We start from the raw sequence: 22150 nt of genomic DNA on the forward strand, positions 1-22150 counted from the left end.
ATCCCTGCCGTTGGGCGTATAACGGCACAAGACGTTCTAAGGCTTATGTGATCGATGGTCGGGCGCTGCGTGCCCGGGCCTTCGGGAGCCGACTGCGTGGGCCGCACTCAGGGCAGCCGCTTCCGGAATTGACGTTTCCTCAGGAGGACAAGTGGGACGACTCTTCGGCACGGACGGCGTGCGCGGTGTCGCCAACGCGGATCTGACGGCCGAGCTGGCGCTGGGCCTCTCCGTCGCCGCGGCGCACGTACTGGCCGAGGCGGGCACCTTCGCCGGGCACCGGGCGACCGCGGTGGTCGGCCGGGACCCACGTGCCTCCGGGGAGTTCCTGGAGGCCGCGGTGGTCGCGGGCCTGGCCAGCGCCGGTGTGGACGTGCTGCGGGTCGGCGTGCTGCCGACGCCCGCGGTGGCCCACCTCACCGGCGCGCTCGGCGCCGACCTCGGCGTGATGCTGTCCGCCAGCCACAACGCCATGCCCGACAACGGCATCAAGTTCTTCGCCCGCGGCGGCCACAAGCTCGCCGACGAGCTGGAGGACCGCATCGAGTCCGTCTACGCCGACCACCGCACCGGCGCCCCCTGGGACCGCCCGACCGGCGCCGGCGTCGGCCGCGTCCGGGACTACGACGAGGGGCTCGACCAGTACGTCGCCCACCTCGTCGGTGTCCTCCCGAACCGCCTCGACGGACTGAAGATCGTCCTCGACGAGGCGCACGGCGCGGCCTCCCGGGTCTCGCCGGAGGCGTTCGCGCGGGCCGGTGCCGAGCTGGTCACCATCGGCGCGGTGCCCGACGGCCTCAACATCAACGACGGCTGCGGCTCCACCCACCTCGACCTGCTCAAGGCCGCCGTCGTCGAGCACGGCGCCGACCTCGGCATCGCCCACGACGGCGACGCGGACCGCTGCCTGGCCGTGGACCACACCGGTGCGGAGGTCGACGGCGACCAGATCCTCGCCGTGCTCTCCCTGGCGATGCGGGAGCGCGAGGCGCTGCGCTCGGACACCGTCGTCGCCACCGTCATGTCCAACCTGGGCTTCAAGCTCGCCATGGAGCGCGAGGGCATCCGGTTGGTGCAGACCGGGGTCGGCGACCGGTACGTCCTGGAGGAGATGAAGGAGCACGGCTACGCCCTCGGCGGCGAGCAGTCCGGCCACGTCATCATCCTCGACCACGCCACCACCGGCGACGGCACGCTGACCGGCCTGATGCTGGCCGCGCGGGTCGCGCAGACCGGCCGTACGCTGCGGGACCTCGCGTCCGTGATGGAGCGGCTGCCGCAGGTGCTGATCAATGTGCCGGACGTGGACAGGTCGCGGGTGACGAGCTCGGCCGAGCTGGCCACGGCGGTGGCCGAGGCGGAGCGGGAGCTGGGGAGCACCGGGCGGGTGCTGTTGCGTCCCTCCGGGACGGAGCCTCTTGTGCGGGTGATGGTGGAGGCCGCCGACATCGAGCAGGCCCGGTCTGTGGCGGGGCGGTTGGCCGATTCGGTGAAGTCCGCGCTCGGATAGTTTTTGGGGCCGGGTTCGGGGTGGGGGGTGCTGTGCGATGCGGGCCGCGGGTTCGTCGTGGCTGGTCGCGCCCGCGCGGCGGAGCCGCAAATCAGCAGGGCCCCGCGCCCCTAGGTCGGCTTGCTCATCCGGCGTCGTTGGGTTGACCACAACGCCTTCTGCGCCAGCAAGGTGAGGGTTCCGGCGACCACGATGCCTGCCAGGTTGAGCAGGAGCTGTTCGGTGGAGCCCACCGTCTGGTCGGTGTCGCCGAAGCTCAGGGCGACGGCTGCGTTCGCGGCCGCCGGGACCGTGGTGACGGAGATGGCGACGCCCACCAGGGCGCCGGACTTCGCCGAGGTGAGGGACAGCGTGCCCGCGATGCCGGCGAGGACCGCCACCACGAAGGAGAAGGCGTCGGGGGCGTAGACGAAGCCGGTGTTGGGGCGGTCGCCCTCCAGCTTGCCCTCGCTGAACAGGTCGAGGGCGGCCATGATCCAGCTGAAGCCCACCGTCACCGCCATCGCCACGGCGAAGCCCACCAGCAGGGCGATCGCCGAGCGCAGGGCGAGCCGCGGGGCTCGCTGGACGACCGCTGTGCAGATCCCGGCCAGCGGGCCGAACTCCGGGCCGACCGCCATCGCGCCCACGATGAGGATCGCGTTGTCGAGGACGACACCACAGGCCGCGATCATCGTGGCGAGCGTGATGAAGGCGATGTAGGTGATGGAGAGCGTCGACTCCTCGTGCGTCGCCTCCTCCAACTGCTCCCACAGCACCGCGTCGGCGGCCTCGCCCGGCGCGTCCCGTTCCGCCCGGTCGGCGCGGTCCGACAGCGACAGGTCGATGTTCTCGGCGGTGATGGCGCCGTTGCTGTCGATGCCCAACGCCCGTAGTCCGTTGATGAGTTGGTCCCCGGCCTCGCGGGCCACGTCGCACATGACGACGTCGCCCTCGGGTTCCCGGGCGGCGCCCGGCAGGACGACGAGGTGGGTGGTCCCGACCGTACGGTCGATCAGGCGGACCACCTCGTCGGTGCGGTCGGCCGGAGTGATCAGGCGCAGATGCAGCATCCGGTATTTCTATCGCGCCGCCCGCCCCACGTGCCCAGCCCGTCCGTCAGGTGCCGCCCGCCTCACAGCTTGCGCAGGCTCAGGCGTTGCACCTTGTGGTCGGGGCCCTTGCGCAGCACCAGGGTGGCCCGGCCCCGGGTGGGGGCCACGTTCTCCACCAGGTTGGGCTTGTTGATGGTGCGCCAGGTGGTGCGGGCGTAGTCGAGGGCCTCCTCCTCCGACACCTGCGTGTACTTGCGGAAGTACGAGGACGGGTTCTGGAAGGCGGTCGCGCGCAGCTTGCGGAAACGGTTGAGGTACCAGCGCTCGATGTCCTCGGTGCGCGCGTCGACGTACACGCTGAAGTCGAAGTAGTCGGCGAGTCCGACCCTGGTGCGGCCGTCCTTGCCGGGCAGCGCGGGCTGGAGCACGTTGAGGCCCTCGACGATCAGGATGTCGGGGCGGCGGACGACGAGCCGCTGGTCCGGGACGATGTCGTAGATGAGGTGGGAGTAGACGGGGGCGGTCACCTCCGCCTTGCCCGCCTTGATGTCGGCGACGAAACGGGTGAGCGCCCGGCGGTCGTACGACTCGGGGAAACCCTTCCGCGACATCAGGCCGCGCGCCTCCAGTTCCCGCGTCGGCAGCAGGAAGCCGTCGGTGGTCACCAGTTCCACGCGGGGGTGCTCGGGCCAGCGGGAGAGCAGCGCCTGGAGCAGGCGGGCGACGGTGGACTTGCCGACCGCGACCGAGCCCGCGACCCCTATGACGAAGGGGGTGCCGGACTGGGAGCCCTGCTCGCCGAGGAACGTGTTCAGCGCGCCGCGCAGACCGTCGGTGGCGCCGACGTAGAGGTTGAGGAGCCGGGAGAGCGGGAGGTAGATGTCCCGCACCTCGTCGAGGTCGATGACGTCGCCGAGGCCGCGCAGCTTCTCGACCTCCTCGGCGGTCAGCGGCAGCGGCGTCTTGTCGCGCAGTGCGCTCCACTCGGGGCGGGTGAGGTCGACGTAGGGAGTCGCCTCCGGCCGTTGCCGGTGGGCGCTCCGGGGAATCGAGGGGACCGGAGAGATCACAGTCCATTGTTAACGGAGTACGAACGGGGCGGCAGGTGGGCTGTGTCACGTCGGCCGGCCCACCCGCGGCCCACCACGGCCCGGCGGGGCCGCGGCCGGGGTCCGGCGAGATCACGGTCGGGTCTCGGATGGCCGGTTATCGATCGTACGTACGAATGCCGTAGGTATGGTGCGGGCAAAGTCGACCGGATCTCATCGCGTACCTCGACGCGACTCGACAGATTCCGACGCAGGTCGACCTCCCCTGAAGTGAACCGACGAAAGAGTGCCGACGTGAGTTCGACCGCTGTCCGCCGTACCGCCCTCGCGGCCTCCGCCGCCGCCCTGGCCCTGCTCGCCACCGCCTGCGGCGGGTCGTCCGACGACGACGGCGCGGCCGCCGAGGAGACGGCCAGGACGGAGCAGTCCGCACCGGCGGAGGGCGCCGGGGCGTCCGCACCGGCGGGCAAGGCGCTGACCGCCGCCGAACTGGAGAAGGTCGCCCTGGCCCAGGCCGACGTCAAGAACGGCGAGGTCGCCACCGAACTGTCGGCGGACGACCAGGTGGCCAAGGACCAGATCTCGGTGGACAACGAGGCCTGCCTGCCGCTGGTCCACGTCCAGGGCGCGGTGGCCCAGGGCGAGCCGGCCGCGGACGTGCAACGCTCCTGGCAGGGGCAGACGGAGTCGCCCTCCGCGAGCAAGGGCCCGGACGGCCAGGACATGACCGACATCGACGTGAACAAGATCATGCTGAACGTCGCCTCCTACGCGGACGGCGGCGCCGAGCAGGCGATGGCGGGCCTGAAGACGGCCGTCGAGAAGTGTGCGGGCGGCTTCGTCGCCACCGTGGGCAGCGACAAGATGCGGGTCACCGAGGTGAGCGGCCTGGACCGCCTCAAGGCCGGTGACGAGGGGCTCACCGTCAACGTCGGTGTGGCCACCGGCGGGGACGGCAGCGGGCTCATGAAGCTCGTCGCGGTCCGCAAGGGCGCCACCCTCGCCACCTTCGGCGCCGTCAACCTCTCCTCGATGGTGACCGGCGCGGAATTCGAGGTCCCCGCCGAGGTCGTCGACGCGCAGGTCGCCAAGCTCGGCTGACGCACCGGCCCGCGGACGGCGTTCGTACCCCGGTGGGAATTTCCGATATCGGGCACAGGAAGCCCGCTTTGCGGCCGCCACGCGGTCGATCCTGCTCGTAGGCTGCCGCTTATGTGCGGAATCGTGGGATACGTAGGGCCTCAGTCGGCACTCGATGTCGTGATGGCCGGACTGAAGCGGCTCGAATACCGGGGATACGACTCGGCGGGCGTCGCCGTGCTCGCGGACGGCGGCCTCGCCACCGCCAAGCGGGCCGGCAAGCTCGTCAACCTCGACAAGGAACTGTCCGAACACCCGCTGCCGTCCGCCGCCACCGGCATCGGCCACACCCGTTGGGCCACCCACGGCGGCCCCACCGACGCCAACGCCCACCCGCACCTCGACAACGCGGGCCGGGTGGCCGTCGTCCACAACGGCATCATCGAGAACTTCGCGCCGCTGCGCGCCGAGCTGGCGGAGCGCGGCCACGGACTGCCCTCCGAGACCGACACCGAGGTCGTCGCCCACCTGCTCGCCGAGGAGTACTCGGCCTGCGCCGACCTCGCCGAGGCGATGCGGCTGGTGTGCCGGCGGCTGGAGGGCGCGTTCACCCTGGTCGCGGTGCACGCGGACGCGCCGGACGTGGTCGTCGGCGCGCGCCGCAACTCGCCGCTCGTGGTGGGAGTGGGGGAGGGCGAGTACTTCCTCGCCTCGGACGTCGCGGCCTTCATCGCCCACACCCGGGACGCCGTCGAGCTGGGCCAGGACCAGGTCGTCGAACTGCGCCGGGACGGCGTACGGGTCACCGCCTTCGACGGCACCCCGGCGGACGTCCGCTCCTACCACGTCGACTGGGACGCCTCGGCCGCCGAGAAGGCCGGCTACGCCTCCTTCATGCTCAAGGAGATCGCCGAGCAGCCGAAGGCCGTCGCCGACACCCTCCTCGGCCGCATCGACGGCTCCGGCACGCTGAGCCTGGACGAGGTACGCATCCCGCCGGGGGTGCTCCGGGAGGTCGACAAGGTCGTCGTCATCGCCTGCGGCACGGCGTACCACGCCGGGCTGATCGCCAAGTACGCCATCGAGCACTGGACGCGGATCCCCTGCGAGGTGGAGCTGGCCAGCGAGTTCCGCTACCGCGACCCGATCCTCGACCAGCAGACCCTGGTCGTCGCGATCTCCCAGTCCGGCGAGACCATGGACACCCTCATGGCCCTGCGACACGCCCGCGAACAGGGCGCCAGGGTGCTCGCCATCTGCAACACCAACGGCTCGACGATCCCCCGCGAGTCCGACGCCGTGCTCTACACCCACGCGGGCCCCGAGGTCGCCGTCGCCTCCACCAAGGCCTTCCTCACCCAGCTCGTGGCCTGCTACCTGGTCGCCCTCTACCTGGGCCAGGTGCGCGGCACGAAGTACGGGGACGAGATCGGCGACGTCGTCCGCGACCTGTCCGGCATCTCCGGCGCGGTCGAACGGGTCCTGGGGACCATGGACCCGGTGCGCGAACTGGCCCGCTCCCTCGCCCACAAGAACACGGTCCTCTTCCTCGGCCGGCACGTCGGCCACCCCGTCGCCCTCGAAGGCGCCCTCAAGCTCAAGGAGCTGGCGTACATGCACGCCGAGGGCTTCGCGGCGGGCGAGCTGAAGCACGGGCCGATCGCGCTGATCGAGGAGGACCTGCCGGTCGTGGTCGTGGCGCCGTCCCCGCGCGGCCGCTCGATCCTGCACGACAAGATCGTGTCCAACATCCAGGAGATCCGCGCCCGCGGCGCCCGCACCATCGTCATCGCCGAGGAGGGCGACGAGGCGGTCGTCCCCTACGCCGACCACCTCGTCCGGATCCCGGCCACCCCGACGCTGCTGCAACCCCTGGTGGCCACGGTGCCGTTGCAGGTCTTCGCCTGCGAACTGGCCACGGCCCGCGGCAACGAGGTGGACCAGCCGCGGAACCTGGCGAAGTCGGTGACGGTGGAGTAGGTCCGCCCGGCGCGCGCCCCGCGGCGGTCCCTCAGCGGGCGGTCGCGGGCAGCACGGTGACGACCCGGAAGCGTTCCAGGACCACCGGTGTCGCGTCGTCCACCGTGAACTCCGGGTCGCCCAGCGCCGCGCGCATCTCCGCGCCGTGCCAGAACCGCTCGTGGCCCGCCCGCCACTCGGCCACACTCGTGTCCCCCTCGCCCTCGTCGACCGCGTGGGCGAGGTCCACCTCGGCCAGCGGGACGACGCGCACCTCCGTCACCTCGATGACGGCGACGGGGAGTTCGCGCGAGTCGACGACCACCTCGCGGCGTCCGGCCTCCGGCAGCGGTTCGCCCTCGTGCTCGTAGTCGGCGACGAGCCCGGTCGTGGAGGTCTTCGTCCCGTCGAGGACCGCCGCGACGAGCCGGTCGCGCAGGGGTCCGGGGAAGCCGAACTCGGCCCTGGGGAGCGAGCCGACACCGGGGACGGGCGGGCCGGGGACGGCCGGGGCGGGGGCGGGCGCGGCCGGGAAGGAAGGGGTCGGGTCCGGTTCGAGGGCCACGTGATCACCGTACCGGCGAGGCCCGCGCCCGGAGTCCCGGTTCAGTCCCCGCGCACATCCCGCCAGGCCCGCGGGATCGCCGTCGCCACGTCGTGTGCTCCCGTGGGGGCCCCCTCCGCCGCGAAGCGGCCCGCCAGGCCGTGCAGGTATGCGGCCACGCTCCCCGCGTCCACCGCCGGCAGGCCCGCCGCGAGCAGCGAGCCCGCCAGGCCGGACAGCACGTCCCCGCTCCCCGCTGTGGCGAGCCACGACGTCCCCGTGGCGTTGACCCGGACGGGGCCGCCCTTCGCACTGGCCACCAGCGTCGTCGAGCCCTTCAGCAGCACCGTCGCCCCGTACCGCGCCGCCAGTTCGCGCACCGAGGCCAGCCGGGCCCCCTCGACCTCCTCCCGGCCCACCCCGAGCAGCGCCGCCGCCTCCCCGGCGTGCGGGGTCATCAGCGTCGGTGCCGTGCGCGCCCGTACCGCGGCCGCGTCGGCCAGCCGCAGGCCGTCCGCGTCGATCAGGACCGGCACATCCGCCGCCAGCACCTCCGCCACCGTCGCCGCGTCGTCACCGGCACCGGGTCCGACCACCCACGCCTGCACCCGCCCGGCCCGCTTCGGCCCCTGGTCGGACACGAGCGTCTCCGGGAAGCGGGCGATCACCGCGTCCCCCGCCGGACCGACGTACCGCACCGCCCCGGCCCCGCCCCGCAGCGCACCCGCGACGGCGAGTACGGCCGCGCCGGGGTAGCGGGCCGACCCGGCGGCGATGCCCACGACCCCGCGCCGGTACTTGTCGCTCTCGCCCGCCGGGACCGGCAGCAGGCGGGCCACGTCCGGATGCTGCAACGCCTCCAGCTCGGCCGCCTCGGCGGGCAGCGGCAGACCGATGTCCACCAGGCGTACGGAACCCGCGTACTCCCGTGCCGGATCGATCAGCAGCCCCGGTTTGTGCGTCCCGAACGTCACCGTCAGGTCGGCCCTGACCACGTCCCCCCGCACCCGGCCCGTGTCCGCGTCGACCCCGCTCGGCAGGTCGACGGCGACGACGGCGGCCCGCGACCGCGCGGCCGCGTCCGCCAGCGGAACGGCCTCCTTCCGCAGCCCGCCGCCGCCACCGATCCCGACGATGCCGTCGAGGACGAGATCGGCCCGCGCGATCAACTCCTCGGCAGAACCGGAAGCGCCGCCTCCGGCGACCCGTCCGCCCGCGCGCCGCAGCGCCGTCAGGCCGCCGCCGTGCGCCCGCTCCGGCGCGAGCAGCACCGCCGTCACTCCCGCGCCCCGCCGGGCCAGCCGCGCGCCCGCGTACAGGGCGTCGCCGCCGTTGTCGCCGCTGCCGACCAGCAGCACCACCCGGCTGCCGTAGACCCGCCCGGCCACCCGGGCCAGCACCTGGGCGCAGGCGGCGGCCAGCCCGGCCGCGGCCCGTTGCATCAGCGCCCCCTCCGGCAGCCGTGCCATCAGCTCCCGTTCGGCGTTCCTGACCGTTTCCACGCTGTACGCAGTCCGCATGCCGTCGAGTCTTCCCCGTACGCCGGGAACACGCACGGTCCGGAACGCGCACGGTCCGGAACGCGCTTGGTCCGGGACACGCACGGTCCGGACCGCGCACGGACCCCCGGCCCGCGCACGGACCCCGGCCCGCGGTCCCCCGGGACGTGCGATGGGGGACAGTTGTCCCATGAGGAGCGGCGGTGACGACGAGACGGCACAGGTGATGACCTCGCTCGGGGCCCGCCTGCGCGCCATCCGGCAGGCCCGCGGGCTCACGCTGGCCCAGCTCGCCGCCGCCACCGGCATCTCCGTGAGCACCCTGTCCCGGCTGGAGTCGGGGCAGCGCGAGCCGGGGCTGCGGCACCTGCTGCCGCTGGCCCGGGCGCACCGGCTGCCCCTGGACGAACTCGTGGGCTCCCGCACCGGCGACCCCCGCGTCCATCCCCGCCCCTTCACCCGGCACGGACAGACCTGGGTCCCGCTCACCCGGAACCCGAACGACGGACTGCACGCCTACAAGCAGATCCTCCCCGCCCCGGCCACCCCGCGGACCGAGTGGACACCGCGCCCCGAACAGGGGGCGCACGAGGGCCACGAGTGGCTCTACGTGCTCTCCGGCCGCCTGCTCCTCGCCCTCGGCGAGCACGACCTCGTCCTGACGGCCGGGGAGACGGCGGAGTTCGACACCCGCGTCCCGCACGGCATCGCCAACGCCGGGGACCAGCCCGTCGAGTGGATCGCCCTGTACGGCGCACAGGGCGAGCGCATGCACATCCGGGTCCGGCCGACCGCCGGCTGACCCCGGCGGCTATCCCTCCGCGATCACCACCGCCGACGCGATCCCCGCGTCGTGGCTCAGCGACACGTGCCACGACGCCACGCCCAGCTCCGCCGCCCGCGCCGCCACCGTCCCCGTGACCCGCAGCCGCGGCTGCCCGCTGGCCTCGACCCACACCTCGGCGTCCGTCCACAGCAGCCCCGCCGGTGCGCCCAGCGCCTTGGCCAACGCCTCCTTCGCCGCGAACCGGGCGGCGAGCGAGGCCACCCCCCGGCGCTCCCCGCCGGGCAGCAGCAACTCGCTCTCCAGGAACAGCCGCCCCGCCAGCGCCGGTGTGCGCTCCAGCGACGCCCCGAACCGCTCGACCTCGGCCACGTCGATCCCGACCCCGATGATGCTCATGCCGGGAACCCTAGCCACTGCCAGGCGGCGTGCGGCGGGTGCGGCCGGGTGCTCTGAGAGACTGGGGGCACGATGAGCGAGACAACTGCTCGGCGGGACGCGGACGCGGTACTGCGCGCCCGGGCCGAGATCGACCTGGCCGCCCTGCGGGCCAACGTACGCGCACTGCGCGAACGGGCCCCCGGGGCGGCTCTCATGGCCGTCGTCAAGGCGGACGCCTACGGCCACGGCGCGCTCCCCTGCGCCCGCGCGGCCGTCGCGGCCGGTGCGACCTGGCTCGGCACCGCCACCCCGCAGGAGGCCCTCGCCCTGCGGTCGGCGGAGCCCGGGCTGCCCGACGACGTACGGATCATGTGCTGGCTGTGGACGCCCGGCGGGCCCTGGCGCGAGGCGGTCGAGGCCCGCATCGACGTGTCCGTCAGCGCGATGTGGGCCCTGGAGGAAGTCGTCGAGGCGGCCCGGGCGGCCGGGGCGCCCGCACGCGTGCAGCTCAAGGCCGACACCGGCCTCGGACGCAACGGCTGCCAGCCCGGCGAGGACTGGGAAGAGCTGGTCGGGGCCGCGCTGCGGGCCGAGGGGGAGGGGCTGCTGCGGGTCACCGGGCTCTGGTCCCACTTCGCCTGCGCCGACGAGCCCGGCCACCCCTCCATCGCCGCCCAGCTCACCCGCTTCCGGGAGATGACGGCCCACGCCGAGCAGCGGGGCCTGCGCCCCGAGGTGCGGCACATCGCCAACTCGCCCGCCACCCTCACCCTCCCCGACGCCCACTTCGACCTCGTACGGCCCGGCATCGCGATGTACGGCGTCTCACCCAGCCCCGAGATCGGCACCCCGGCCGACTTCGGGCTGCGCCCCGTGATGACGCTGGCCGCCTCGCTGGCCCTGGTCAAGCAGGTCCCCGGCGGCCACGGCGTGAGCTACGGGCACCACTACACCACCCCCGGCGAGACCACCCTCGGCCTCGTCCCGCTCGGCTACGCGGACGGCATCCCCCGGCACGCCTCCTCCAGCGGCCCCGTGCTGGTCGACGGCAAGTGGCGCACGGTCGCGGGGCGGATCGCGATGGACCAGTTCGTCGTCGACCTGGGCGGGGACCGGCCCGAGCCGGGCGCCGAGGCGGTGCTGTTCGGGCCCGGCGACCGCGGCGAGCCCACCGCCGAGGACTGGGCCCAGGCGGCGGGCACCATCGCGTACGAGATCGTCACCCGGATCGGAACCCGCGTTCCGCGCGTCTACGTAAACGAGTGAAACGAGCGACAGGAACGACCGACAGGAACGACCGAGAGGTCCGTACCGACGCGCGTCCAGCGATGAGCAGCGGGTGGCGCACAGCGGCCCGGTGAACCCGGCGAAGAGGAGCGGTGCACGTGAGCGAGAGCAGCGGGGAGGCCGTCGCGGCAGCCGTCGCCTCCGCCACGGAGGCCGCCGCCGGCAGCGGCTGGCGCCGGGCGACCGGTATCGCCGGAGTCGCGATAGGCGTGGTCGCGGCGGGCGCCGCGGCCGGCGTGGCGATAGAACGGCTCACCGTCGGCCGCGGAATGCGACAGAAGGCCCGCCTCGCCCTCGACTCGGCGGGCCCGTACGGCGGACTGCGCGGCACCCCGGGCACGGCGCACGCCGAGGACGGCACCGAGCTGTACTACGAGGTCGACGACCTGGACCCGGAGGCCGAGGCCGCCCGCGCCCCGCGCCGTACGCGGCTGTTCGGCCGGAAGGCGCCCGCGCCCGTCACCGTCGTCTTCAGCCACGGCTACTGCCTCAACCAGGACTCCTGGCACTTCCAGCGGGCCGCCCTCAGGGGCGTCGTCCGCACCGTCTACTGGGACCAGCGCAGCCACGGCCGGTCCGGGCGGGGCGTGGCCCAGACGCGGGACGACCGGCCGGTCAGCATCGAGGAGCTGGGCCGCGACCTCAGGGCCGTCATCGACGCGGCCGCGCCCGAGGGCCCGCTCGTGCTGGTCGGGCACTCCATGGGCGGCATGACCGTGATGGCCCTGGCCGACGCCTTCCCCGACCTGATCCGCGAGCGCGTCGTCGCCGTCGCCCTCGTCGGTACGTCGTCCGGACGGCTCGGCGAGGTCAACTTCGGGCTGCCGGTGGCCGGTGTCAACGCGGTGCGCCGGGTGCTGCCGGGCGTGCTGAGGGCGCTGGGGCAGCGGGCCGAGCTGGTGGAACGGGGGCGGCGGGCGACGGCCGACCTGTTCGCCGGGATCATCAAGCGGTACTCGTTCGCGTCCCGGGACGTGGACCCGGCCGTGGCCCGGTTCGCGGAGCGGATGATCGAGTCGACGCCGATCGACGTCGTCGCGGAGTACTACCCGGCCTTCAACGACCACGACAAGACCGAGGCCCTCGCCCACTTCGCGGGCCTCCCGGTGCTGGTCCTGGCCGGGGTGCGGGACCTGGTGACGCCGAGCGAGCACAGCGAGGCGATCGCCGACCTGCTGCCGGACGCGGAGCTGGTACTGGTCCCCGACGCGGGGCACCTGGTGATGCTGGAGCACCCGGAGCTGGTCACCGACCGCCTCGCCGACCTGCTGGCCCGCGCGGGCGCCGTGCCGACAGCGACTACCGTGGACGGCTATGGAAGCACCAGCAGCAGCGCAGGGCCGGGGCCCGGCTGAGCCCTCCGGTCCCTCCTCCGGCCCGTCCGCCGACGCCGCGTCCCCCGACGCCGCGTCCCCCGACGTCGCGTCCGCCGAGGCCGCGTCCCCCGACGTCGAGATCACCGTCACCTCGCCCGAGCAGATGCGGGAACTGGGCCGCAGGCTCGCCAAGCTGCTGCGCGCCGGTGACCTGGTGATGCTCAGCGGGGAGCTGGGCGCGGGCAAGACGACGCTGACCCGCGGTCTCGGCGAGGGGCTCGGCGTGCGGGGCGCCGTCACCTCCCCGACCTTCGTGATCGCCCGCGTGCACCCCTCGCTCGGTGACGGACCGCCGCTCGTCCACGTGGACGCCTACCGGCTCTCCGGGGGTCTCGACGAGATGGAGGACCTCGACCTCGACGTGTCGCTGTCCGACTCGGTGATCGTGGTCGAGTGGGGCGAGGGCAAGGTCGAGGAGCTGACCGAGGACCGGTTGCGGGTCCGGATCGACCGGGCCGTCGGCGACACCACGGACGAGGTGCGGCACGTGACGGTGACCGGCCTCGGTGAGCGGTGGGCCACGGCCGACGTGAGCGTCCTCGCCGGCTGAGCAGCGCAGGCGCTCTTCTCTCCCGCCGGATTTTCCGACAAAGCGTCGGCAAAAGATTGCGTTCCTGGTCTTGCGCGTGGTCACATGGTACTCGGCTCGTAGTTAGGTATGCCTTACTGCGCCCGCCCCCGAGCTTCAGGAGGCGTCCATGTCGTCCGTGTCCCAGGCCCAGCCGCAGGGCCGTCCGAGCCACCAGCCGCCCGCGCCCGCCGGGGTGTCGATGCGTGATCTGCTCGCCTCCTGCGCCGCCGCGACGGCGGTCTCGACGCCGCCCCGCGCCCCCGAGCCGGAGGCGCGCGGGCCGGTCCGCGACCAGGACCATCACCGGCAGAACCAGAACCAGAACCAGAACCAGAACCAGAACCAGAACCAGAACCAGCAGGGCCGGCAGGGCCACCGCGAGGCCGCCTGACGCCCCGCGGGGAGCCGCACGTACCACCCGTCGTCAGGGGACGACGACGACCTGCCGTCCGATCGTCGCGAATTTCCACATCGCGGCGCCGTCCGCGCGTGACTCGCGGATCCCGCCGGTGGGCCGGTCCGGGTCGGGCGCGGCCGTCGAGCCGTCGACCGCCGCGCTGAAGCCGACGGCCACGCCCTCGGCGCTCGCGAAGCGCACCACGTGCTCGACCGGGACGCCGTCGGACCCGGTGACCCGGTTCGACCGGGACGTGACCGTGTAGGCGCCCGGTGCCGGATCGACCGTGCTGGGCGTGACCTCGAAGGTGCGCCGCACCTTGTTCCCCGGGCCGACCAGCCACACGCGGTCGTCGTCCACCGAGTACACCACCCGTTCACCCTGTCCGGACAGGGCGGGCAGCGCGTCCGGATGCCGCCGGTCGCGCGGTGCCTTGGCGGCGCCCGGGGCGGGACTGGTGGTCGCGTGGGTCCGGCCGAGGTCGGCGGGGACGCTCACGGAGGCCTGGTGGGCCAGGGCGCCGATGGTCACGAGGGCCGCCGTGGTGAGGCCGGTGACGATACCGGCGCTGCTGCTTGCCACTGGCGACCACCTCGGCGTCGTACTCGTGCGTGTCCTGCGTGCCGTACCCGGGGCGACGGTAGCAGTACGTGAGCGAGTGAACGCGCTGTGCGACACGGGATGGTCGAGTCGTGCCGGTCGAGCACCCCCGGGGTTGTCCACAGGGCGTCCGGCGCGGCGCCGCGGCGCCGTAGGCTGTTTGCGTGCTCTTGCTCGCTCTGGATACCGCCACGCCCGCCGTCACCGTCGCGCTGCACGACGGTACGGACGTCATCGCCTCGTCGAGCCAGGTCGACGCCCGTCGGCACGGTGAGCTGCTGCTCCCCGCCGTCGACCGGGTGCTCGCGGAGGCAGGCCTGCGGCTCGACGCCGTCACCGGCATCGTCGCCGGCACCGGCCCCGGCCCGTACACGGGGCTGCGCGTCGGCCTGATGACCGCGGACGCGTTCGGGCTCGCGCTCGGCGTGCCGGTGCACGGCGTGTGCACGCTGGACGGCCTCGCGTTCGCCGCCGACCTGGAGAGGCCCTTCGTGGTGGCGACCGACGCCCGCCGCAAAGAGGTCTACTGGGCGCGGTACGCCGACTCCCGCACCCGGCTCACCGACCCGGCGGTCGATCGCCCCGCCGACATCGCCGGTCAGGTGGCCGGGCTCCCGGCCGTCGGCGCGGGCGCGCTGCTGTATCCGGACACCTTCCCCCGGGCGCACGAGCCGGAGCACGTGTCCGCCGCCGCCCTGGCCGGGCTGGCCGCCGAGAAGCTGGCGGCGGGGGAGGAGCTGCCCGCGCCCCGGCCGCTGTACCTGCGCCGGCCCGACGCCCAGGTCCCCAAGAACTACAAGGTGGTCACCCCGAAGTGACCGAGTCAGCCACTGCCGAGTCCGCACCCGCCGTACTGCGCGAGATGCGCTGGTGGGACATCGACCCCGTGCTGCGCATGGAGCGGGAGCTGTTCCCGGAGGACGCCTGGTCGCGAGGGATGTTCTGGTCCGAGCTGGCGCACGCGCGCGGGCCCGGGGCGACCCGGCGGTACCTGGTCGCCGAGGAGGACGGCCACGTCGTCGGCTACGCGGGCCTGGTCACCGCCGGGGAGCAGGCCGACGTGCAGACCATCGCCGTCGCCCGCGACCACTGGGGCACCGGCCTCGGCGCGCGGCTGCTGACCGAGCTGCTGCGCGCGGCGACCGACTTCGAGTGCGCCGAGGTGCTGCTCGAGTGCCGGGTGGACAACACCCGCGCCCAGCGGCTGTACGAGCGCTTCGGCTTCGAGCCCATCGGCTTCAGACGCGGCTACTACCAGCCGGGGAACGTGGACGCCCTGGTGATGCGCCTGACCGACCCGTCCACCTCCGTACCGGGAACCGAACGAGGAACCGAGAACCATGGCTGACTCACACGACGAGCCTCTCGTCCTGGGGATCGAGACCTCCTGCGACGAGACCGGCGTCGGTGTCGTGCGCGGCACCACCCTGCTGGCCGACGCCGTCGCCTCCAGCGTCGACGAGCACGCCCGCTTCGGCGGCGTCGTGCCGGAGGTGGCCAGCCGCGCCCACCTGGAGGCGATGGTGCCGACCATCGAGCGCGCCCTCAAGGAGGCGGGGGTGAGCGCGCGCGACCTCGACGGCATCGCCGTCACCGCCGGGCCCGGCCTCGCGGGTGCCCTGCTGGTCGGCGTCTCGGCCGCGAAGGCGTACGCCTACGCGCTCGGCAAGCCCCTGTACGGCGTCAACCACCTCGCCTCGCACATCTGCGTCGACCAGCTCGAACACGGCGCGCTGCCGGAGCCGACGATGGCCCTGCTGGTCTCCGGAGGGCACTCCTCGCTCCTCCTGTCGACGGACATCACCTCCGACGTCCGCCCGCTGGGCGCCACCATCGACGACGCGGCCGGCGAGGCCTTCGACAAGATCGCCCGCGTGCTCAACCTGGGCTTCCCCGGCGGTCCCGTCATCGACCGGTACGCGCGCGAGGGCGATCCGACCGCGATCGCCTTCCCGCGCGGGCTGACCGGTCCGCGCGACGCGGCGTACGACTTCTCCTTCTCCGGTCTCAAGACGGCCGTGGCCCGCTGGATCGAGGCGAAGCGGGCGGCGGGCGAGGAGGTGCCGGTGCGCGACGTGTCGGCCTCCTTCCAGGAGGCGGTCGTGGACGTACTGACCCGCAAGGCGGTCCGGGCCTGCAAGGACGAGGGTGTCGACCACCTGATGATCGGCGGCGGCGTGGCCGCCAACTCCCGGCTGCGGGCGCTGGCCCAGGAGCGCTGCGAGGCGGCCGGCATCCGGCTGCGGGTGCCGCGCCCCAAGCTGTGCACGGACAACGGCGCGATGGTCGCCGCGCTCGGCGCCGAGATGGTCGCCCGGGGCCGCGCCGCCTCCGACTGGGACCTCTCCGCGGACTCCTCCCTGCCGGTGACGGAACCGCATGTGCCGGGACAGGGCCACGGCCACACGCATACGCACGACCACGTGCACGAGGTCAGCAAGGAGAACCTCTACTCGTGACCGTCGCGCTGATGTGGGAGGCGCGTGCCGTGCCCGGCCGCGGCGGCGAGCTGCTGGCCTGGGCGCGGCGGCAGGAGCTGCCGCGGCGGCCGCTGCGCCGGGAGACCCTGCGCGCCCCGCAGGACCGCGTCCTCGTCATCACCTGGTGGGACGCCGCGTACGACGCCGTACTCCCGGAACTGCCCGAACCGGACGAGGCTCTGGTGACGCGGGCGGTGCACCGTTGGCGGTTCGAGTCGGTCGAGAGTGGCCACGGCCGGGTCGAATGATTCGGCGTAAGAACCGAATGTTCCGATGGGTCTCGGTTCACCGGCCCCTTCGTCAGGCGGCCACATGGGGTTACGATCGCCGCCATGACATCCCCGCAGCCCGCTGAGACCCGGACACAAAAGCGGTCCGCCCAGACCGCGACCCTCGCCGAGATCGCGCGTGAGGCCGGTGTGTCGGCGCCGACTGTTTCGAAGGTGCTCAACGGCCGTGCCGACGTCGCCCCGTCGACCCGGGCCCGCGTCGAGGAGCTGCTGCGCGTGCACGGCTACCGGCGCAGGCGGGCCGAGTCGACCCGGTCGCCCCTGATCGACCTGGTCTTCCACGAGCTGGAGAGCGCCTGGGCGATGGAGGTCATCCGCGGCGTGGAGAACGTGGCCAGGGACACTGGGCTCAGCGTCGTGCTCTCCGAGAGCGCGGGCCGCCTCACGCCCGGCCGGACCTGGGCCGACCAGGTCGCCGCCCGCCGCCCGCACGGCGTGATCCTGGTCCTGTCCGGCCTCGACGAGTCCCAGCGGGCCCTGCTCACCAGCCGCTCCATCCCGTTCGTGGTGATGGACCCGGCCGGCGACCCGGGCGCCGACGTGCCGTCCATCGGCGCCACCAACTGGCAGGGCGGCCTCGCCGCCACCCGGCACCTGGTCGACCTCGGGCACACCCGCATCGGCGCCATCAGCGGACCCACCCGGATGATGTGCAGCCGCGCCCGCGTCGACGGCTACCGGGCCGCCCTGGAGACGGCGGGGCTGCCGGTCGACCCCGGCCTGATCGTGACCGGCGACTTCCACCACGAGGCCGGCTACCGACAGGGTCTCGAACTGCTGCGCCGCCCGGACCGGCCGACCGCCGTCTTCGCCGGCAACGACCTCCAGGCGCTCGGGCTCTACGAGGCCGCCCGTGAGCTGGGGCTGCGCATCCCGCACGACCTGAGCGTGGTCGGGTTCGACGACCTGCCGGTGGCCCGCTGGGTGGGCCCGCCGCTGACGACCGTACGGCAGCCGCTGATGGAGATGGCCGAGGCGGCGGCCCGGCTGGTCCTGGACCTCGGGCGGGACGACGGCTCCTCGACGGCGACCCGCGTGGAGCTGGCCACCAGCCTGGAGGTGCGCAGCAGCACGGCGCCGCCCCGGGATGGCCAGGCCGCGGCGGGATGAGCGGATAAGCCCTCAGTCTGAGAATTTCCGCAGAAGCCCGACCCACCTGTTCCAGTTTCAATAATTCGGACTTATGTTCCTTCCGGTGGGGCATCCGGGTGGGGACGCGGACGGGACTGGCAGGGCGGGGGCTGACGCATGGCGGCGCGGGGCGGACGGGACGGGCGGCGCAGCCGCCGGAAGGGGCTGAAGGTGGCCGGCCTGGCCCTGGCCGGCTCCCTGCTGCTCGGCGCCGGGGCGGCGGGCTGGGCCTACTGGCACCTGAACGGCAACATCAAAAGCGTCGACATCAACGGCGCGCTCGGAGACGACCGCCCCGCGCGACCGGTCGCCGTCCCTTCCGCCTCGCCCTCCGCCTCACCGGTGCCCACCGGCGCCCTCAACCTCCTCGTCCTCGGCTCCGACTCGCGCAGCGGCGAGGAGAACCAGGAGCTGGGCGGCGGCGACAGCGGGGGAGCCCGCTCGGACACGGCGATGGTCGTCCACCTCGACGCGGGCCGCACCGCCGCCACCGTCGTCAGCATCCCGCGCGACACCCTCGTCGAGCGGCCCTCCTGCCCGCTGCCGTCCGGCGGTACGACCAGGGCGGCGAGCGGCGCGATGTTCAACACCGCCTACGAACTGGGCGGTCCGGTCTGCGCCGTGAAGACCGTCGAGTCGCTCACCGGCGTGCGCATGGACCACTACGTCGAGGTCGACTTCTCCGGCTTCGCCGGCCTGGTCGACGCGCTCGGCGGGGTCACCGTCACCACGGACGTGGACATCGACGACGACAAGAGCCACCTGCACCTGGACGCCGGCACCCACCACCTCGACGGCACCGAGGCCCTCGGCCTGGCCCGCACCCGGTACGGACTGGCCGGCGGCAGCGACCTCGCCCGGATAGAGCTCCAGCACAAGCTCGTCAAGGCGCTCCTCGAGCAGATCTCCGCCACCGACCTGCTCACCGACCCCGCCAGGCTCTACCAGGTCGCCGACGCCCTCACCGGCAGCCTCACCACCGACACCGGCCTGGACTCGCTGGGCGAGCTGACGAACCTGGGCCGCAGCCTCGGGGACCTCGCCGCGGACGACGTACGCACGCTGACGATGCCGGTGCTGCCCGCCCCCTCGGACCCCAACCGGGTGGTGGCAGATCAGCCGGACGCCGCCGAGCTGTGGGAATCGCTGCGCTGAGATGCGCCGAGAGAGGTCCCGGAAATCTTGCCGGCGTGTGTCGATCCGCGGCCGGCCCGTTCGACGCAAGGGTGAGAGGCCGGGAGAAGCCCGGCAGCCGGACCACCCGAGGAGTCACCATGCCCCGCTACCTGTCCCTCATCCGCATCGAGGAGTCCGACGCCCTCGCCGGCGGCCCCAGCCCGGAGCTGATCCAGCGGATGGAGAAGCTGATGGAGGAGATGACCAAGGCCGGCGTCCTGCTGGACACGGCCGGCCTGACCCCGACCGCCCAGGGCACCCGCGTCCACTACGAGGGCGGACAGCTCTCCGTCACCGACGGGCCCTTCACCGAGACCAAGGAGGTCATCGGCGGCTACTCCCTCCTCCAGGCCAAGGACCTGGCCGAGGCCGTCGAGTGGACCAAGCGGTTCCTGAAGGTGCACGAGGAGTACTGGACGGTGACCTGCGAGGTCCGCGAGCTGATGGAGGGCTGAGCCGACGCGGGGCACCGGTTCCCGCTTTGTCCCGGCGCCCCGAGGGTGTTGCATGGTGGGCTGTGGAAGCACAGCCCACCGCAGCCTTCGAAACCGTCTTCCGGCTCGAGTCGCCCCGCGTGATCGCCGGGGTCGCCCGGCTCGTCCGGGACGTCGGCATCGCCGAGGAACTCACCCAGGACGCCCTGGTCGCCGCCCTGGAGCAGTGGCCGAGGGACGGCGTGCCCGACAACCCGGGCGCCTGGCTCATGACCACCGCCCGCCGCCGCGCCGTCGACCTGATCCGGCGCCGGGAGACCTACGCCCGCAAGCTCGCCGAGATCGGCCGGGACCTGCCCGCCTCGGCGCCCCCGCCCGAGGAGCCCGCCGACCCCGAGGACATCGACGACGACCTGCTGCGGCTGGTCTTCACCGCCTGCCACCCGGTGCTGTCCGCCGAGGCCCGCATCGCCCTCACCCTCCGCCTGCTCGGCGGCCTGACCACCCCCGAGATCGCCCGCGCCCGGCTCGTCCCCGAACCGACCGTCGCCCAGCGCATCGTCCGCGCCAAACGCACCCTGGCCAGGAAGAACGTCGCCTTCGAGGTGCCGTACGGGCCGGACCGCGCGGCCCGGCTCGGCTCGGTCCTCGAGGTCATCTACCTGATCTTCAACGAGGGCTACGCGGCCACCGCCGGCGACGACTGGCTCCGCCCCGCCCTGTGCGAGGACGCCCTGCGCCTGGCCCGCGTCCTGTCCGCCCTGATGCCGAAGGAGCCCGAGGTCCACGGCCTGACCGCACTGCTGGAGTTCCAGTCCTCCCGCACCGCCGCCCGTACCGACCCCGACGGCGAGCCGGTGCTGCTGCGGGACCAGAACCGCCGCCGCTGGAACCGCCTGCTCATCGCCCGCGGCGTCACCGCCCTCGGCCACGCCCACGCCACCACCGGCGTCGGAGGGCCGGGCCCGTACGCCCTCCAGGCCGCGATCGCCGCCTGCCACGCCACGGCCCTCACCTACCAGGAGACCGACTGGCCGCGCATCGCCACGCTCTACGGCCTGCTCGCGGCCCGTGCCCCGTCCCCGGTCGTCGAACTCAACCGCGCCGTCGCCGTCTCGATGGCCGAGGGCCCGGCCCCCGCCCTGGCCCTCGTCGACGCCCTCGCCGCGGAACCGGCCCTGCGCGACTACCACCTGCTCCCCAGCGTCCGGGGCGACCTCCTGCTCCGCCTGGACCGCACGGCGGAGGCCCGCGAGGAGTTCGAACGGGCCGCCTCCCTGACCCGCAACGCCCGCGAACGCGCGCTCCTGCGGCGCCGGGCGCGGGAGGCGGAGGCCCGCTAGCCGTCCTACCGGACGGGGTGCCCGATCAGCATCGTCGGCGCCCCCGCGACCCGGGTCAGGAACACCGTCGCGGCGTTCGGCCCCTGCGGCTTGACCTTCTTCCGCAGCTCCTCCGGCTCGACCGCCGAGCCCCGCTTCTTCACCGTCAGCGTCCCGACCCCGCGCTCCCGCAGCAGCGCCTTCAGCTTCTTGACGTTGAACGGGAGCTGGTCGGTGATCTCGTAGGCGGTGGCGTACGGCGTGCGGTGCGCTTCGTCGGCGGTGACGTAGGCGATGGTCGGGTCGATCAGCCCGCCGTCCAGGTCCTCGGCCACCTCGGCGACCAGGTGGGCGCGGATGACGGCACCGTCCGGCTCGTACAGGTACCTCCCGACCGGGCGGGCTTCGGGGTCCGGCAGCATGGTCGCGGGCGTCGCGTAGATCCCCGCTCCGGCGGGCAGCAGCGTCGCCCGCCGCGCCCCCGGCGTCACGTCCGGGCCGAACCACAGCACGGCCTCCTTGACGTCCCCGCCGTCCGAGACCCACTCTGCCGTCGCCTCCGGGGGGATCGCCTCGTGCGGAATGCCGGGCGCGATCTTCAGCAGGCCGAGCGGCGCCCCGAGCGCGGCGGACACCGCCCAGGACAGGGGCGGGGAGTACGCCTCCGGGTCGAAGATCCGGCCGCGTTTGGAGGAACGCCGGGCGGGGTCGACGAACACGGCGTCGTATCCGGCCGTGTCCACCTCCGTCACGTCGGCCTCGCGCACCTCGATCAGGTCGGCGAGCCCGAGCGCGTCGGCGTTGGCGCGGGCCGCCGCCGCGGTGACCGGGTCGTGGTCGACGGCGAGGACCCGGATCCCGGCGCGGGCGAACGCGATCGCGTCGCCGCCGATCCCGCAGCACAGGTCGGCGACGGACCGTACCCCGAGCGCCCGGAGGCACTCCGCCCGGTGCACCGCCACACTCGCCCGCGTCGACTGCTCGACCCCGTTCGGAGTGAAGAACATCCGCCCGGCGTCCTCGGCCCCGAACTTCGCCACCGCCCGCTGCCGCAGCCGCGCCTGCCCGAGTGCCGCCGAGACCAGCTCGGCGGGATGCGTGCGCCGCAGCCGGGTCGCGACCGCCAACTCCCGGGCGGGGTCGGTGTCGCGCACCTCGTCGAGGAGCGCGCGGCCTTCGGGGGTGAGGAGGAAGTCGAGGTCGTTCACCGGGTCATTGTGGGCCAGTCGGTGGATGGTGTGCCTCC

23 protein-coding genes are annotated in these 22150 nt (G+C 73.7%); 16 read left to right on the forward strand and 7 right to left on the reverse strand.

Translation table 11 applies throughout. The features are described 5' to 3' along the window. Positions 1-151: 151 nt before the first annotated feature. Entirely contained in the window at positions 152-1510 is a 1359-nt protein-coding gene (glmM, locus tag C4J65_RS20770; RefSeq protein WP_115743728.1) for a phosphoglucosamine mutase, read from the forward strand. A 110-nt stretch (positions 1511-1620) separates the two neighbouring features. On the opposite strand, the gene C4J65_RS20775 is transcribed toward glmM, so the two are convergent. Both C4J65_RS20775 and coaA read right to left on the reverse strand, forming a co-directional pair. Further along, the gene (locus tag C4J65_RS20775) at positions 1621-2562 is read right to left on the reverse strand and encodes a DUF389 domain-containing protein (protein WP_115743729.1); all 942 of its coding nucleotides are present in this window, start codon (positions 2560-2562) and stop codon (positions 1621-1623) included. 62 nt (positions 2563-2624) lie between these two features. Next, entirely contained in the window at positions 2625-3614 is a 990-nt protein-coding gene (coaA, locus tag C4J65_RS20780; protein ID WP_003974235.1) for a type I pantothenate kinase, read from the reverse strand. Positions 3615-3887: 273 nt separating this feature from the next. Between coaA and C4J65_RS20785 the strand changes: the two genes are divergently transcribed. Both C4J65_RS20785 and glmS read left to right on the forward strand, forming a co-directional pair. Beyond that, entirely contained in the window at positions 3888-4694 is an 807-nt protein-coding gene (locus C4J65_RS20785; RefSeq protein ID WP_115743730.1) for a hypothetical protein, read from the forward strand. A 111-nt stretch (positions 4695-4805) separates the two neighbouring features. Next, positions 4806-6653, forward strand: coding sequence for a glutamine--fructose-6-phosphate transaminase (isomerizing) (gene glmS, locus C4J65_RS20790; RefSeq protein WP_115743731.1), 1848 nt, complete (start codon positions 4806-4808; stop codon positions 6651-6653). 31 nt (positions 6654-6684) lie between these two features. Here glmS and C4J65_RS20795 read toward each other — a convergent pair whose 3' ends face one another. Continuing rightward, on the reverse strand, positions 6685-7197 hold the full coding sequence (locus C4J65_RS20795; RefSeq protein WP_115743732.1) for an ASCH domain-containing protein: 513 nt from the start codon (positions 7195-7197) through the stop codon (positions 6685-6687). A gap of 41 nt (positions 7198-7238) precedes the next feature. Further along, entirely contained in the window at positions 7239-8696 is a 1458-nt protein-coding gene (locus C4J65_RS20800; RefSeq protein WP_115743733.1) for an NAD(P)H-hydrate dehydratase, read from the reverse strand. Between the two features lie 169 nt (positions 8697-8865). On the opposite strand from C4J65_RS20800, the gene C4J65_RS20805 reads away from it, so the two are divergent. After that, positions 8866-9477, forward strand: coding sequence for an XRE family transcriptional regulator (locus tag C4J65_RS20805; RefSeq protein ID WP_115743734.1), 612 nt, complete (start codon positions 8866-8868; stop codon positions 9475-9477). 9 nt (positions 9478-9486) lie between these two features. Here the strand turns inward: C4J65_RS20805 and C4J65_RS20810 are convergent, their stop codons facing one another. Further along, entirely contained in the window at positions 9487-9858 is a 372-nt protein-coding gene (locus C4J65_RS20810) for a holo-ACP synthase (RefSeq protein WP_115743735.1), read from the reverse strand. Between the two features lie 72 nt (positions 9859-9930). Here C4J65_RS20810 and alr point away from each other — a divergent pair, with 72 nt between their 5' ends. The 4 genes from alr to C4J65_RS20830 all read left to right on the forward strand — a co-directional run bounded on the left by alr (position 9931) and on the right by C4J65_RS20830 (position 13465). Next, positions 9931-11106 (forward strand): alanine racemase, encoded by a 1176-nt coding sequence (gene alr / locus C4J65_RS20815; protein WP_115743736.1) that lies wholly within the window; start codon positions 9931-9933, stop codon positions 11104-11106. 119 nt (positions 11107-11225) lie between these two features. Further along, on the forward strand, positions 11226-12482 hold the full coding sequence (locus tag C4J65_RS20820; protein ID WP_162833261.1) for an alpha/beta hydrolase: 1257 nt from the start codon (positions 11226-11228) through the stop codon (positions 12480-12482). A 100-nt stretch (positions 12483-12582) separates the two neighbouring features. Then, complete coding sequence (tsaE, locus tag C4J65_RS20825) at positions 12583-13053, forward strand: tRNA (adenosine(37)-N6)-threonylcarbamoyltransferase complex ATPase subunit type 1 TsaE (protein WP_275898185.1); 471 nt, start codon at positions 12583-12585, stop codon at positions 13051-13053. A gap of 148 nt (positions 13054-13201) precedes the next feature. Further along, positions 13202-13465, forward strand: a complete 264-nt coding sequence (locus C4J65_RS20830; RefSeq protein ID WP_115743738.1) for a hypothetical protein — start codon at positions 13202-13204, stop codon at positions 13463-13465. Positions 13466-13498: 33 nt separating this feature from the next. On the opposite strand, the gene C4J65_RS20835 is transcribed toward C4J65_RS20830, so the two are convergent. Beyond that, entirely contained in the window at positions 13499-14053 is a 555-nt protein-coding gene (locus C4J65_RS20835) for a hypothetical protein (RefSeq protein ID WP_115743739.1), read from the reverse strand. A 182-nt stretch (positions 14054-14235) separates the two neighbouring features. Here C4J65_RS20835 and tsaB point away from each other — a divergent pair, with 182 nt between their 5' ends. The 8 genes from tsaB to C4J65_RS20875 all read left to right on the forward strand — a co-directional run bounded on the left by tsaB (position 14236) and on the right by C4J65_RS20875 (position 20925). Next, the gene (gene tsaB, locus C4J65_RS20840) at positions 14236-14889 is read left to right on the forward strand and encodes a tRNA (adenosine(37)-N6)-threonylcarbamoyltransferase complex dimerization subunit type 1 TsaB (protein ID WP_115743740.1); all 654 of its coding nucleotides are present in this window, start codon (positions 14236-14238) and stop codon (positions 14887-14889) included. A gap of 44 nt (positions 14890-14933) precedes the next feature. Next, positions 14934-15419: a ribosomal protein S18-alanine N-acetyltransferase gene (rimI, locus tag C4J65_RS20845; RefSeq protein WP_205351154.1), complete on the forward strand. Its 486-nt coding sequence runs from the start codon at positions 14934-14936 to the stop codon at positions 15417-15419. Beyond that, on the forward strand, positions 15412-16530 hold the full coding sequence (tsaD, locus tag C4J65_RS20850; RefSeq protein WP_115743742.1) for a tRNA (adenosine(37)-N6)-threonylcarbamoyltransferase complex transferase subunit TsaD: 1119 nt from the start codon (positions 15412-15414) through the stop codon (positions 16528-16530). Before rimI ends, tsaD begins: the two co-directional genes overlap by 8 nt. Further along, a complete protein-coding gene (locus C4J65_RS20855; protein ID WP_115743743.1) occupies positions 16527-16799 on the forward strand; it encodes a hypothetical protein in 273 nt (90 codons plus the stop codon). Before tsaD ends, C4J65_RS20855 begins: the two co-directional genes overlap by 4 nt. 84 nt (positions 16800-16883) lie before the next feature. Continuing rightward, positions 16884-17951, forward strand: a complete 1068-nt coding sequence (locus tag C4J65_RS20860) for a LacI family DNA-binding transcriptional regulator (protein WP_115743744.1) — start codon at positions 16884-16886, stop codon at positions 17949-17951. A gap of 138 nt (positions 17952-18089) precedes the next feature. Beyond that, entirely contained in the window at positions 18090-19127 is a 1038-nt protein-coding gene (locus tag C4J65_RS20865; protein WP_115743745.1) for an LCP family protein, read from the forward strand. A gap of 119 nt (positions 19128-19246) precedes the next feature. Next, entirely contained in the window at positions 19247-19603 is a 357-nt protein-coding gene (locus C4J65_RS20870) for a YciI family protein (protein WP_115743746.1), read from the forward strand. Between the two features lie 62 nt (positions 19604-19665). Then, positions 19666-20925, forward strand: coding sequence for a sigma-70 family RNA polymerase sigma factor (locus tag C4J65_RS20875; RefSeq protein WP_115743747.1), 1260 nt, complete (start codon positions 19666-19668; stop codon positions 20923-20925). A 5-nt stretch (positions 20926-20930) separates the two neighbouring features. On the opposite strand, the gene C4J65_RS20880 is transcribed toward C4J65_RS20875, so the two are convergent. Beyond that, positions 20931-22112: a class I SAM-dependent methyltransferase gene (locus tag C4J65_RS20880; protein ID WP_162833262.1), complete on the reverse strand. Its 1182-nt coding sequence runs from the start codon at positions 22110-22112 to the stop codon at positions 20931-20933. Positions 22113-22150: the final 38 nt, after the last annotated feature.

The organism is Streptomyces sp. CB09001, from assembly GCF_003369795.1.
Taxonomy (GTDB): Bacteria; Actinomycetota; Actinomycetes; order Streptomycetales; family Streptomycetaceae; genus Streptomyces.